The organism is Anaerococcus sp. NML200574 (genome assembly GCF_026131665.1).
Taxonomy (GTDB): Bacteria; Bacillota; Clostridia; order Tissierellales; family Peptoniphilaceae; genus Anaerococcus; species Anaerococcus kampingae.
The window spans coordinates 187,710-201,137 of record NZ_JAMXSM010000001.1 but is presented as its reverse complement, the minus strand read 5'-3'; the positions used below and the strand labels follow the sequence as shown (position 1 = coordinate 201,137).

General features: G+C 29.0%; 11 protein-coding genes and 1 pseudogene. 9 read left to right on the top strand and 3 right to left on the bottom strand.

What is annotated here, in order from left to right:
• Positions 1-71 precede the first annotated feature (71 nt).
• The 9 genes from NH286_RS00910 (at position 72) to NH286_RS00870 (ending at position 9,329) form a co-directional block, all read left to right on the top strand.
• Positions 72-278, top strand: coding sequence for a hypothetical protein (locus NH286_RS00910; protein ID WP_265236131.1), 207 nt, complete (start codon positions 72-74; stop codon positions 276-278).
• 371 nt (positions 279-649) lie between these two features.
• Positions 650-2,824 (top strand): isopeptide-forming domain-containing fimbrial protein, encoded by a 2,175-nt coding sequence (locus NH286_RS00905; protein WP_265236129.1) that lies wholly within the window; start codon positions 650-652, stop codon positions 2,822-2,824.
• Between the two features lie 833 nt (positions 2,825-3,657).
• A complete protein-coding gene (locus tag NH286_RS00900) occupies positions 3,658-3,891 on the top strand; it encodes a hypothetical protein (protein ID WP_265236127.1) in 234 nt (77 codons plus the stop codon).
• A 314-nt stretch (positions 3,892-4,205) separates the two neighbouring features.
• Positions 4,206-4,598 (top strand): hypothetical protein, encoded by a 393-nt coding sequence (locus NH286_RS00895; RefSeq protein ID WP_265236125.1) that lies wholly within the window; start codon positions 4,206-4,208, stop codon positions 4,596-4,598.
• Between the two features lie 33 nt (positions 4,599-4,631).
• Positions 4,632-4,886: a hypothetical protein gene (locus NH286_RS00890; protein ID WP_265236123.1), complete on the top strand. Its 255-nt coding sequence runs from the start codon at positions 4,632-4,634 to the stop codon at positions 4,884-4,886.
• 17 nt (positions 4,887-4,903) lie between these two features.
• The gene (locus NH286_RS00885; protein WP_265236121.1) at positions 4,904-5,566 is read left to right on the top strand and encodes a hypothetical protein; all 663 of its coding nucleotides are present in this window, start codon (positions 4,904-4,906) and stop codon (positions 5,564-5,566) included.
• A 110-nt stretch (positions 5,567-5,676) separates the two neighbouring features.
• Complete coding sequence (locus tag NH286_RS00880) at positions 5,677-6,960, top strand: ATP-binding protein (RefSeq protein WP_265236119.1); 1,284 nt, start codon at positions 5,677-5,679, stop codon at positions 6,958-6,960.
• Positions 6,953-7,558, top strand: a complete 606-nt coding sequence (locus NH286_RS00875) for a hypothetical protein (protein ID WP_265236118.1) — start codon at positions 6,953-6,955, stop codon at positions 7,556-7,558. The genes NH286_RS00880 and NH286_RS00875 overlap by 8 nt, the downstream gene beginning before the upstream one ends.
• 583 nt (positions 7,559-8,141) lie before the next feature.
• The gene (locus NH286_RS00870) at positions 8,142-9,329 is read left to right on the top strand and encodes a hypothetical protein (RefSeq protein WP_265236116.1); all 1,188 of its coding nucleotides are present in this window, start codon (positions 8,142-8,144) and stop codon (positions 9,327-9,329) included.
• 258 nt (positions 9,330-9,587) lie between these two features.
• Here the strand turns inward: NH286_RS00870 and NH286_RS00865 are convergent.
• From NH286_RS00865 to NH286_RS00855, 3 genes and pseudogenes are all read right to left on the bottom strand, one after another.
• Positions 9,588-10,477: pseudogene (locus NH286_RS00865) on the bottom strand (transposase).
• Positions 10,478-10,641: 164 nt separating this feature from the next.
• A complete protein-coding gene (locus tag NH286_RS00860) occupies positions 10,642-12,093 on the bottom strand; it encodes a hypothetical protein (RefSeq protein ID WP_265236114.1) in 1,452 nt (483 codons plus the stop codon).
• Positions 12,090-13,112 (bottom strand): hypothetical protein, encoded by a 1,023-nt coding sequence (locus tag NH286_RS00855; protein ID WP_265236112.1) that lies wholly within the window; start codon positions 13,110-13,112, stop codon positions 12,090-12,092. The genes NH286_RS00860 and NH286_RS00855 overlap by 4 nt, the downstream gene beginning before the upstream one ends.
• Positions 13,113-13,428 lie beyond the last annotated feature (316 nt).

The window sequence follows — 13,428 nt, the reverse complement described above, 5'->3', positions numbered from 1 at the left end:
GCTCGAAAGGAAGCTCGATAGCTTCCAACTCTGTGCCCCTGCTTCGAGCGTAGTCGAGAAGCCTAAAAGTATTGCTTGAAGTCAACAACAAACCAAGAGCAACAATCCATAAATATTCAAAACTGGACAAAAACCCAAAAACAACATTCCATAAATATCCAAAATGGAAAAAAGGGGCAACAAACCCCACAACACCAATAATTATTAGGCCCCAAAAAGCCTATGATTATATAAAACAAATCGCCGCATCTACTGGGCGAAGAAGACACTTGCCCTAAAAAGCAAGAAAATATGTCAAAATTCCCGAAACTATGGTATAATAGTAAAAAGGGAAATGCTTTCAAATAAGGTAAAACCAAAAAAAAGAAAGCAACCGGCGCTACGCCACAAAAAATAGTAAACCCGTCCCCATTTATAGAAGGCTAAAAGGTACATAAACCAAAGCCCCTATAAGCAGCTGGCCCACCAGCACGAAAGGCAAGCCGCTAGCCTAAGCAAGCCCGTCCGGCTCGGAGAGGACCCGTGCGGAGCACTCGCAGCGAAGCGAGAACAAGCCCGTATGGCCCTTAGAGGACCTCTATAGGAGTGTCAAGCAGTACGGAATTGCAGAACACAGCGACACTGACAAAAAATAAAAAAGGAGAATGATATGAAAAGAAAAATTTTGTCATTATTAACAGCATTCGCAATGGTATTCGGAATAATAGCCGCACCATTCACAAGTGCAAGTGCCAATGAAGCAGGAACAAAAGTTGCTGGTACATCAGACCAAGAACAAAATGTTACTGTCACATTACACAAGATTAAATTAGCAAGTCTTGCTAATGTCCCTACTAAAAAAGACAATGAAAACTTTATTGAAGGTCTTGCAGGAAATCCAAAGGAAAAGTATGTTGGTGGATCAATCAATAATATAAAAGATTTCTTTAATGATCAAACTGCAGAAGAATTAGCAGGCGTTAAATTTACTTATTGGGTATTTAATGACAGAGCTAAATACGAAGCTATGATAGCTAAATCAAGCGATTATGATACAGTAGCTAAAGTTGATGCTTATCTAGGCACTGAAAATGTTACTAAAAAAGATATCGTATCTGCTAAAGGCGGAAAAGCTCTTGAAACAATCAATGTTCCAGCAAATCAAAACAGATTTATCTGGGCTATAGAAACTTCATCTGTAATCCCTGGAGATTCTAAAGCTCAAAAAGAAGAAGAAAAAGCTGATCGTACAATCACAGGTATGAAAGCTGTACCATTTGGTCTAGCTCTTCCATTATTCAAAGCTGACGGAACTGTAAACAATGATATCCACGTATATCCAAAGAACACCACAGCTAATGAACCAAAAGTAGACAAAGACTTCAAAGGTAAAACTAATGCGAAGGATGAAAGAAAAGAAATTTTTAACAATATTGTTAAAGATGCATATGTAGGACAAGAAGTACCATATGACATCGAAACAATAATCCCAGCAGGTGCAAAATATAAAACTGCTGCTTGGACAGACCAAATGACAGAAGGTCTTACATTTAATAATGATGTTAAAATCATGACAGGCGAAAAAGACAAAGAAACTGAATGGGATAAAGCTAACTATACAGTTACAAAAGACGGTAACGGATTCGTACTAGAATTAACTGAAGCTGGTCTTAAAGCTATTAATGACTCAAAAACTGAAATTAGACTTCTTGTTCAATACTCTGCAACTGTTAATAAAAATGCAAAAGTAGAAAGACAAGAAAGAAACGACGTTATCTTCCACTTTGGTAATGAACCACACCATGGAAATACTCCATATCCAACAAAACCAAAAGATGGTAAACTTAAAGTAACAAAAAACTTTGACAATGTTTACGGAGATTTTGCAGAAGGTGAAGAAGTAGAAGTAACTCTTATAGATGCTCATACAGGAAAACCAGTTGAAAATCTTCCAGATAATCAAACAGCAACTGTAACATTGAAAAAAGGAACTAAAGAAGATCAAGAACACGAATGGCATGGACTTGATAATACAAGACAATACAAAGTTGTTGAAAAGTTCAAACCTAATGATGAAGTAACATACGAAAAACAAGAGGATGGATCTGTAAAGATTATAGATAAGAAAACAGATAACCCAACACCAAAAGACCCAGAAGAACCAGGCGTAGTAGTTTACGGACACAGATTCCAAAAAATTGACAAAGCTGACGGAAAAGGTCTACCAGGAGCTAAATTCGTAGTTAAAAATAAAATTGAAAAAGTTAAAGTTGATAACAAAGATGAAACAGGAATAGATAATCCAGATAAAGACAAAGTATTAGCTAAGAAGACAGAAGCTGAGAAAGATTTAGATCAACAAGCTTATGCAGCAGCTGAAAAAGCATACAAAGATGCTGTAAAAGCAGGAAAAGCAGACACAGAAATAGCTCCATTAAAATTAGCTAGAGATAAAGCTTATGAAGCAGCTAATACAGAATGGAAATGGATTGCTGATACAGAAAATCATACAGGAGCTTACGTATTAGAATCTAATGCAGAAGGTTACTTCAGACTTGTTGGTGTAATGTCTGGTAAATATGAATTAATAGAAACCGAAGCTCCAAAAGGATATGCTAAACAAACAGCACCAGTTCCTTTCGAAGTTACTAAGGATTCAAAGGGCGTAACAACTCTTGATGGCAAACAACTTAAAGATGAAAAAGGCTTCACACAAATCGACAACAAGAAAGTAACAATCCCACAAACAGGTGGTATTGGTTCTCTAGTATTCATCGCAGCAGGTCTAGCAATCATGGGCGGTGCTTTCATAGCATACAAAAGAAGCCAAGCTGTTGAAGCTTAAGTAAAAACAAATTAACAAAACTTATTGGTCAGTACGTACAATAAGAATACAAGAATTAAGAGGAGATAAATTTCTCCTCTTTTTCTTATCTAATTTACAGTAATTTAAGGTATTTAAATAAGTTTTAGTCAGTCCACACCCATTGATAATAATAATCTTTACAAATAGATTTATACTTAATCAAAGACTTAGGATCAAAAGTGTAGCGATCTATGAGATAGATATTCAAAACATTGAATTAACACAAAAACATGGTAAAGTAAGAAAAAGTGAAAATAAAATATAAGGCAAATACCCACAGAACAGCTGGTATCGGTTCTCTAGTATTCATCCACCAGTTCTAGGTCTCCAAGAGCCGACGGGCATGAGTATGACTATCGCATTTGTAGCTTACAAAAAATCTGAAGCAAGAGCATAATTAAATTTAAAAAATATTAAACTCAATTGCCTATACGTGGATTGAGTGATGCAAAGTAAAAAGGGGCAACCGCCCCTTTACTTTGTACCCACGCACTTTACTAAAATACTATTATATTATCATGACGTATACGTTATATACATTGAAAATATATACATAGTAAATGTGCATAGTAAATATACATAAGTTAAAAATAAAAATTAAAGTTAGTTGTGACCAATTGATAATGAGAATTGGTATTGGAATTTATGAGTTTTAATATTTAATTTATATATTTAAGAGCAATTATAAGAGGTGAATATGCAAATTTTTGATTTTCATTTTGATAAGGTTAATTTTAAGATAGATTAGTTGAAAACTAAGCTAGACTATTATTAATGAGTATAGATTGACTGCAGAAGAAGGAGGCTAGGTTATGAGATGGGGATCAGACAGGGCTTATCTAAAAAAATCGACTTACGATATTAATGTAGAAAAAAGTTTTTTTGAAAAAACAAGTGATTTACTTAAGTTTTTAACGGTTGTATTTGCACTTACTGGTGGTTTAATTTCTGTTAATGAAATGTATAGGAAAAATGAATGGGCTTTGGCCTATGCCGATTATTATGGGTTTCATAGGGCATTATCTTATGATAAAATAGTAATTTAGGGCTTATCAGTAAAACATTAACCTTTATAATTTTTTTAGCATATTGTTTGCCTAGTATTATATGTTTTTTTAAGTGTAAGAATGTGAAGCTAGATGATCTTGATATTGTTTTATGTGCTCTTATGAATGGAATTGGAGTGTTTATATTTTTGATTAGTATTGATTTAGAGAGCTTTTTTTATGATAAATGTCCTATAAATTACAAGACAATTACCAATGATATCTATAAAGGAGTTCCTTTATTATTGTGCATTATAACATTTTTTACATTGATGATTAGGTTTAAGGATAAGAAATATATAAGAACTTCTCGTATGAATGTAGATAATTTTAGGGATTATTATTCGACTATCTTGATTATAGCTAGCATAATTGCTTTGTTTATTATATACTTAATATTACCTGGTTATACTAAGCCTAAGGATGTAAATACTTACCCAGTAGTTAAAAACTCTATCAGAGAAGACAAGACTTTTGATGTTTTGATATCTAATCTTGATGGGGGCAGGGCGATTTTTATGCCAGCTTCTATTGATGGTAAAAAAAAGAAGACTGATGGATTAAATGTAATAAAATTTAGAAAATATAAATACTTCGTAGACACTCTTGATAAGAAAGAATTTATACTAACTACGTTTGCATATAATGAGGTAGAAGAGTTAGGTGAGGATAATAATTTATTTGATATTTTGTATAAAGCTAATTAATATAGTACGAATTACAAGGTGGAGTAAATTATTATGAATTTTAAAAAGAGAGTAGTTATAGAATGGCTAAAAGATAAACTACCTTATATTAATTTTTATTTTGATATAGCCTATGTGGTATTATTGACAACTACATCATTTATAGATTGTATGCGTCCTGATGGATTTAGAAAGTGGCTTTTTATATCTATACTTATTATAAGTGGAATTTTTATTTACATAAGAAAAAATACTTATAAAGATAAAAAAAAAGAATATTTTTTTCATGGAGACTTTTCTTTTCTATAGTTTTTATATTTGCCAGGATGTATTTAATCATAGGACGTTGGGAATATTTAGATGATGAGCGTACTGTATATATTATTTCAATTTTTTATTTCACAGTTGGCTTTATTTGTATAAATTTTATTGATTATATAAAAGATTTGCAAAGATTTGCTTATTTTCTTATTATAGCATTCTTGCTAAGAAGCTTAGATTTAACAAATCTTAGTTTGTTTTTTGCGGTTATTTCTATTATTATTTCGAATTTGAATGAAAAACATTTTAAGAAGTTATACAAAAATAGAGGAAATAGATTTGATAAGATTAAATTCTTTAAGGATAAAGTTGAGATCCTGATTTATATTGTTTTATTTTATATAACTATGCTAATAGCGGATTCTAATAAGAATTTGACTAAAAGTTTATTAGTTGGTATACAGCTAAACGATGGGACATTATATGATGCTTTGCACAAGTTTTTTGATTTTTTTTCTGATCCATTTTATAAAATGCTAGTTTTTATTATTGTTTATTTTTTTTCCAAGCCAATAATAAAGAGAATAAAAAGAAGTATATATATGAATAGGTATAGGTATTATAAGCTGAAACATGTGTATATAAAAGGAAAAATCAAACCTACTGTGAAAAACACTAAATATTTAAGCAAAAGAAAGAGTTTAATTGTAAGAAAAGGTGAGGCGTAGGGATCGTTTTATATTTTATACTATTATTTTAAATTAACTCGTATTATGAATAAGATTGTAAACAATGCGTTTTTTCTTCAGAATAGTATAATTAATAACGAGGTGGAATTATGAAATTATATATGGAGAATATAGGAAAACTTGCCAATACGGAGATTTCAATTGATGGAATAACAGTTATAGCTGGTAAAAATGGTACGGGTAAGAGTACTGTTAGTAAGTCATTATTTAGCATTTTTTCTGGTTTTTATGATTATAAAGAAAAAATAATTGAATTAAGAAATTATTTTATTATGAGGGAAATTAGAAAGCAGACTTCTTCTTTCTTTTTGATGCAAATTAATCAAGAAAAGTTGAGTTTATTTTTTCACTCGCTTTATCAAAACAGATCTAATTTCGTAGATAATAGATCTAATTTAAAAGATTTAATTTTACATTTTATTTCTGAGAACGTGTCTGAAGACTATTTAGATTTTGATGACGCAAGTAGTTTTGAGAGTAATATAAATGATGAAATGCTGGATGGTATTGTTTCTGCTTTATTCATTGAAGAAAGTGACTTACTAGAGCATATTTTGGATGGTACATTTGAGGCTGAATTTAATGGCCAGATTAAAAAAATATCTAACGAAGATATGAACGCCAAGGTAAGCATTGATATAAAAGATAAGCTAACTTCTGTAAAAATAGATGGTGATGGTAATATTACAATATATAATCCTGTACTTTTAACAAAAAGAATAGTTTATATAGATGATCCATATATCATAGACAGTTTACAAGAACACAGAATTTTTAGAATTCCTAGATATAATTTTTATAATCATACTGATGACCTTATAGACTTATTAGATAACAATAGCCCAGAAAGTATTTTAATTGATGATAGTTTAGGTATCATAAATGAACATTTAAAAAAAGTAGGACAAGTAAATATAATTAAGGAAAGGAACAGCTATCTATATAATTTTTCTGACAGTGAAGAAAAGATAAATGTTAAAAATGCTTCCACTGGTTTAAAAGCTTTTTTAATTATAAAGTTACTTTTTGAGAGAGGTTCATTACAGCAAAATGGCACTATAATATTGGACGAACCTGAAACTCATCTACATCCTGATTGGCAGTTGATTTTTGCAGAACTTATTGTTTTGTTGAACAAACATTTAGGTATGCATATTTTAATTAATAGCCATAGTCCATACTTTATTAGGGCGCTTGAGGTCTATTCTAAGAAGCACGGCATTAATGATAAGTTAAGATTTTATTATTCTTTTAATAATGATGACACGGGATTATCTGAGATTAAAGAGGTAACTGATTCTGTAGAAGAGATTTACTCTGCTCTTGCTGTTGCTTTTGATATACTTGAAGAAGAAAGTGACAGAGATGATTGATTTTAAAAAATGTGTTGAAGAATTTTTTGATAATGAATTTTGTGATGATATAGATTTAGATAGAATATATTCAGATATCAGTAAAAGTTCATTCGACTCTGAAAATGGAGTTTCTTTCATAGATTCCTATGAGAAGTGTATAGATTTTGATATATTAACAGAGTTATATTTTGAGAAATATAATTTAATTAATGAATCGATAAAACGAGAAAAATATCAAGGTTTTAATTTTTCTAAAGCTAAACAATATAAATCAAACGATGCGATTTGGTTTTGCAATGGAATAAATTATTTTATAGAATTTAAAAATATGGTTAATCCAGGAGGAGGAGATCTTAGGGCAAAAATAAAAGAGTCTATGCTGGTATATCTAGATATTGTTGATGAAAAAATATCAATTGCTAAGAATGATTTAGGTTATATTTTAGTTTATAATCCTGGAGGTATTAATAAGATCCATAAAAGTGTTAAAGATCTTGCTAGGGAGAAGGTTGATAAATGTGGATTAATTTCTACCTTTGAAGATTTGTATTTTAAAGATGTTCTAATAATGTCTAAGGAAGAATTTGAGGAGTTTTTAGATAATGAAGGTAAATAAAAAATCGTAAATTCTTTGAATATTTGTAAAATTACCAGCATCATATAGGATATGTCTATTATATAGAGGAAGCTAGTATAAATTAATTGATATATCAAAAGGGCATAGATGGTTGATTGCCTAGTTTCAAGTCAGGAAGATTATGAGGCTATTAAAGAATCCAAGCTGTAGAAGTTTAATTAATTAAATAAAATACTTTATTGGTCAGTACGTACAATAAGAATACAAGAATTAAGAGGAGATAAATTTCTCCTCTTTTTCTTATCTAATTCACAGTAATTTAAGGTATTTAAATAAGTTTTAGTCAGCCCACGCCCATTGATAATAATAATTATTACCGACGATTGAGGAATTCTATTAATATCTAGCTAACTAATATGAATTTATATTCCTTGATGTTTATAGCGTGATAAAGTATAATGTTTTAAAATAAACGTTTGCAAAGTGTATTCTACGTTTATGTTCAGATAAATAGTGAAAAGAGAAAGATTGGAGTAATTGAAGATTACGAAATTTTAATTTCATAAGTTGGATGATGCTAACAAGTAGATAATGTATTTAAATTTTATAGTAGAGGAATATCATGTTTAAGTTTATAAAGAAAATTATTAATATGCTAAATAAAGAAGGCAGAGATAGAGCGAAAATATATAGTATTTATAAGGAATCATTAGACAAATCTTATAAAGAGATGAATAGAAAGGAGTTGAAGTTTTTAGATGTATTTTACTTGTCAGAAAATAAGTTGGAAAAATTTAGAAGAGATAAAGTTATAGGTAAAGCAGAAAGTATGACAGAGAATATATCTAATGAAGACAAAGATACTATTAGTTTAGGTTCTAAAATAGGTTTTGATATGGCAGTTATCAATAGTCAGATTGAGAGTGAAAATAGTATATCTAAGTCTACTGAATATAAATATTCATTAAACTTAGATGTAGATGATATCAGAAAATGGTTAAATAGCGATAAAAATAATTTAAAGTCCTATAAGGATGTTAATATTGGAAATTATTTTTCTGTTAGAATGCCTATGGTTTCTGGGAAATTATGTCTCAAAACAAAGAAATACTATAAAAATGTTTATCTTTGGTCTGGTTATTATAGGAATTTAGACTTATATCTTGCTGGAAATGTTAAAAATTTGAGTTCTCCTGAAATCATAGAAGATGAAGAGTATTTATGGGATCCATCAGGAGATAATAGTGCTGTGGAGTTTTTTAACGCTCTTGAAGAGTACATAAGAGAGGATAAAAAAATCGATGAATTACCTAGTAATATGGATAAACTTGATCTAATAAATTATGGTACAGCTAGAGGACATGGCGCTAGGTATGGATGGGTTGAGATGATTGTAAGATGTGATAGTATCAAGAAAACAGAAAATGGAGTAATTAGAATTTTCGGGTCTCCACTTATAGTTTCACAAGTTGTTGATCCTGGCTATGGATGGTATAACTTGGGAGATAAAAGTAATCCTAAGTATTACGAATATGATGGCAGAAGATTTACTGGGAATGTGTTGAAAAATCCTTCTACGGTAGAATATAGACATGCTTCACATGATGTGGATATAAATAGATTAAAGCATATTTTAGAAAATAAAGATATGTTAAATAGTGAACCAACTAAAATAGCTATTGGAAATTACTTGTTTACTTATGAGGTAGAGCAGATAGCAGATGAAGAAGAAAAGAAAAATGATTTAAGATTCTGCTATGATATGAAGGCTTTTGCTATATCGAAGGAATTATTCTATGGAGAAAAATAAAACATTATATTAAAGAGCTTTACAAAATAGTATGTATTTGCATAATTTGAATAAATTTTATAATTTGAGGGGTCTGTAACTAATTTTGTGTATCAACCTAAATCCTGATATAAGGGTAAGGGTTGATACATTTTTTTATGTATCAATATTTGTCCATTCCTATAGGAATGGAGCTTTACTTAATTTTACTTGGGCTTAATAAACTGTCAAATTTTCATGAAAATTTACAGTCGATTTTATACTAAATTCTAAGCTTTATTAAAACCTCCTTTCAAAAAATATTGACAATTGGGATAAGACTTGATCCCATCCTCGTATCCTATAGGTTCACTTACTTGAGGCATCTACCATTGCTAGATACAAGCTTTTTTGTAGAGCATAATCGTTTGGAAATATGGTTTTATTTTTTGTTACTTTTCTTAGTTGCATATTGAAGTTTTCCATGGCATTTGTTGTATATATTAGTTTTCTTATTCCTTCTGGATATTTAAAATATGTTGATAGTTCTACCCAGTTGTTCTTCCAAGAGCTTACACATATTGGATATTTTTTACCCCATTTGCCTCCGAATATTTCTAGACTAGTTAAGGCTAGTTCTTCTGTTGGTGCCTTGTATACTGCTTTTTTGACTACTATGTTGTTTTCTCTTACGTGATTGTGGATGGCGTCTAAAAAGACCATGGGATAGATTTTTTCTAGTGGTCTATTTTGCCACTCTCCTAGGGTTGGTAGTATTTTGTTGGTTATTTTACTTACCATTGTTTCTGATATTCCAAAACCGTAGATATCTTTGATGTGACTGGATATATCTCTTGTTGTCATTCCTTTCCCATACATTGATATTATCTGATTTTCTATGTTTGATATGTCTTTTTCAGCTTGTGCCTTATAGGGGTATATTTTTTTTTAATACTTTTGGCCAAATGAACCTCTCTGTCTCTAGGAATGCTTAGATCCATGTTTCCATAAGAAGATCTTACTGTTTTTTTTGATTGTTCCATTTCTAGTGTTAGTGATAGTGGTTTTTCTCTATATTCATAGTCTAAATGCTGATCTAGTTCTGCTTTTAAAAGTTCTTCCATTGTATCGCCTAGAAGGTCTTTTAGAGCTTTTTGAATATTGTGCGCTTCGAGGCTGATATTCTTCAATTAATATTTTTTCTATTTTGATTATTTTTGTTTCTGGTCTTTTTCTTGGCATAAAAATTCCTCCTGTTTTGTTTTTACTTACCCTAATCAGGAGGTTTCTATACACAAAATTTTACACAGTCTCTTATAATATTATGAATGGTGGGCTGTGGTCTAAATAATTATTATTTTTCTAATTCAATCATTCTATTTTTTAGTTTGATTTTATGAAGGTTAGGTAATGAATATTCATAAATTGATGCAATGATAATTTGGTTATCTTTGAAATCATCTTTCAAAATATCTAGCATCTTTTGTATATTTTCTTTATCTATTTCCTTTCCGCTAGGGGAGTCTAATATAATTGGCAATTTAATATTTAGTTTTTTTTGTATTTCTATTATATATGCTAGTTTAAATGCAAATACAGTTTTATGTAAAACTGCACCAGATAATTCTTTAAGGTTTGAAGTAAATAAATAGTTTTCGTCAAATTTTACACTTTTTTCTAATCCTAATTTTTTAGCATACTGATTTAGTGACTTTGTTAAATTAGTAACTGAATTATTATTAATCGATGCAGAATTAATTTCTTTATTTACGCTTTTGAGTTGAGATTTTAATTCTTTTAAACTTTCATTTATTACATGCTCATTTAATGTCAGATTAGAAATTGTTGTATCAAAAAGAACAATTGGATCTATTTCTTCAATAAATGCTAGTTGATCGTTTGAGTTATTTTTTAATATATCTATTTTTTCAAGTTCTTTTGTGATTTCAACTAAGTTGCTTTCATATATCTTTTTTTTTGATACTAAAAGCTCTATTGAGTCATTAAGTCCGACTATATTATCACTTGTAACTTTTATTTCTTTTCCAGATTCATCTTTTATCAATATATGCATCTTAGATATAAAATTTTTGAACTGTTTATTATCTTTTAAAGTCTTATTTATGCTGTATATTTTTTTGTTTATTAGATTCTTTCGTATATTAAGTTCATTTATTTCTTCTATGAATTTATCATTTATATCTTCGGGTAAAAGACTGTAATTTTGTTGCTCTACATTATTTTTATATTCGATTATTTTATCTATTTGTTTGTATTTTTCTATTTTATTTTTTAATTTTTTTTGTTCTTCAATCAATTTAGAACAATCTACATCGTTAAGGCCTCTAACAAGTTCTTCTATGTTGAAACGGATGCTTCCAATTACAACTCCTCGATTAAGTAATGTCCAACCTTTTTCTTGATCGAAATAGTGAGCTCCAAGTATATTATTTAATAGTTGAATATTTTCAGTGTCAAATATGATTTTTAGCACATCTATATGTTGTTCGGGTAATACATATACCTCAGATTTACTATCATATTCTAAAGTAATTGAATCTTCATTATATCTAAATAATTTTATTTTACCGTAATTAGTTTCGCTTAATAATAATTCTGTTTCACACTTTGAGAACTTAAAATTTTTAGTAGGGGGTATTTTATATCCAAATCCATATAAAATACATCTTAACAAAGTTGTTTTACCACAACTATTATGATTACTGTATATCAAATTATTTCTATCGTCAAAAATAAATTTTCTTTGAAAAATTCCCTCTTTAATAATAATTTCTTTAATTATCATAACTGAACACCCTCTTTTATCTTATTAATTGTTATTCTATTTGATATTATTTTATATAGGATAATTTTAATAAGACATTCTCTGACTTCATCATCTGATTCAATATTGTCAAAGTATTCTGTGTAATTTTTCCATAAATCTGAAATAAAACAGTTTATTTTTTCTGAAGCTTTTCCATAATAAATAAATGAATTGTAATCAAATAATACCTGGCTAAAAAAGTCAAATTTATTAACACAAACATGTATTACATTTGAATATTTTTTTATTGTTTCATTAAATATAGGGGTATCAAATCCGTATCTTAATTCATCACTGATATTAGTTGATTCTGTTAAAATAACGATGATTGGCCGAATAACATCTTTTTTAGATAGTTCATATGTTAATTTTTCTTGAGTTCCATTTTTAAATATTTCTCTTTGCCATATGGTCATTAATTTCTTAGTGATTCCATTATATGAAGTGTCAATTTCAGATAAAAACTCTTGAATATATTGCTTTATAAACTTATATCTTTCAGTTTCATCATCTGTTTCAAAAGGTAATATTTGAATTTTAAATTTAGATAAATCTAAAGATATGTTATTTTTATCCATTATGTTATTAATTTTATCTTGCAGATGTGGTGATAGTGATTCGTAAGTTCTATGTGCATCAAGAGAGAACGTAGAAATTGAATCCATATCATTAAGTGGGTTAGGGGAGTTTGTAATCATTATCAATTCTTTAATTTCTTTTGATTTTTCGGAAGCTTTTTGTGATGCATTTTGTAATGAAATTAAGGAATTTGTCATATTTTTAATAACGTTTCTAAAATCAGAACTACTTTTTACTACAGATTTTGCTTGAGAGTATATTTTAACATCATCCTTTAAAGTGATTTCAATATCTTCAAGCTCACCTTCTATGCGCAGTTTCTTTATGTCTTTAATATTTTCTAACATTAAAGCTATTGCTGCATTAACCTGAAAATCAAATCCAAATAAAACTGACGTAGCTCTTGTGTTATTACTCATTTTAATTTTCTCCAATATTCTATATTATTTAATGAATGGTTAAATGTTTCAAAGTACTATGAAAATTAGATACATTATAATAAAAACCTATTTCGTCTATTATACCTTAAATTTTATGAGAAATCTCTATTATATGGGCGGATAACTAGGATCATAGTACTTTTTGGATAATACTGATTTTAAACCAGTGGTATTTAACAGTTTTAGAAATCAGGTGTTGAATAAGCGGATTACAGTAATTGTTAGTTTAATAACATAATTTTGTAAGTCATTTTTAGATTCTATATTATATTATTAGAAGCAGCTATCCATGGGC

What these genes read in the sequence shown, in the direction of transcription:
- NH286_RS00905 (WP_265236129.1), top strand. Translation starts at nt 650, where the DNA reads ATGAAAAGAAAAATTTTGTCATTATTAACAGCATTCGCAATGGTATTC.
- NH286_RS00900 (WP_265236127.1), top strand. Translation starts at nt 3,658, where the DNA reads ATGAGATGGGGATCAGACAGGGCTTATCTAAAAAAATCGACTTACGAT.
- NH286_RS00895 (WP_265236125.1), top strand. Translation starts at nt 4,206, where the DNA reads ATGAATGTAGATAATTTTAGGGATTATTATTCGACTATCTTGATTATA.
- NH286_RS00890 (WP_265236123.1), top strand. Translation starts at nt 4,632, where the DNA reads ATGAATTTTAAAAAGAGAGTAGTTATAGAATGGCTAAAAGATAAACTA.
- NH286_RS00885 (WP_265236121.1), top strand. Translation starts at nt 4,904, where the DNA reads ATGTATTTAATCATAGGACGTTGGGAATATTTAGATGATGAGCGTACT.
- NH286_RS00880 (WP_265236119.1), top strand. Translation starts at nt 5,677, where the DNA reads ATGAAATTATATATGGAGAATATAGGAAAACTTGCCAATACGGAGATT.
- NH286_RS00875 (WP_265236118.1), top strand. Translation starts at nt 6,953, where the DNA reads ATGATTGATTTTAAAAAATGTGTTGAAGAATTTTTTGATAATGAATTT.
- NH286_RS00870 (WP_265236116.1), top strand. Translation starts at nt 8,142, where the DNA reads ATGTTTAAGTTTATAAAGAAAATTATTAATATGCTAAATAAAGAAGGC.
- NH286_RS00860 (WP_265236114.1), bottom strand. Translation starts at nt 12,093, where the DNA reads ATGATAATTAAAGAAATTATTATTAAAGAGGGAATTTTTCAAAGAAAA.
- NH286_RS00855 (WP_265236112.1), bottom strand. Translation starts at nt 13,112, where the DNA reads ATGAGTAATAACACAAGAGCTACGTCAGTTTTATTTGGATTTGATTTT.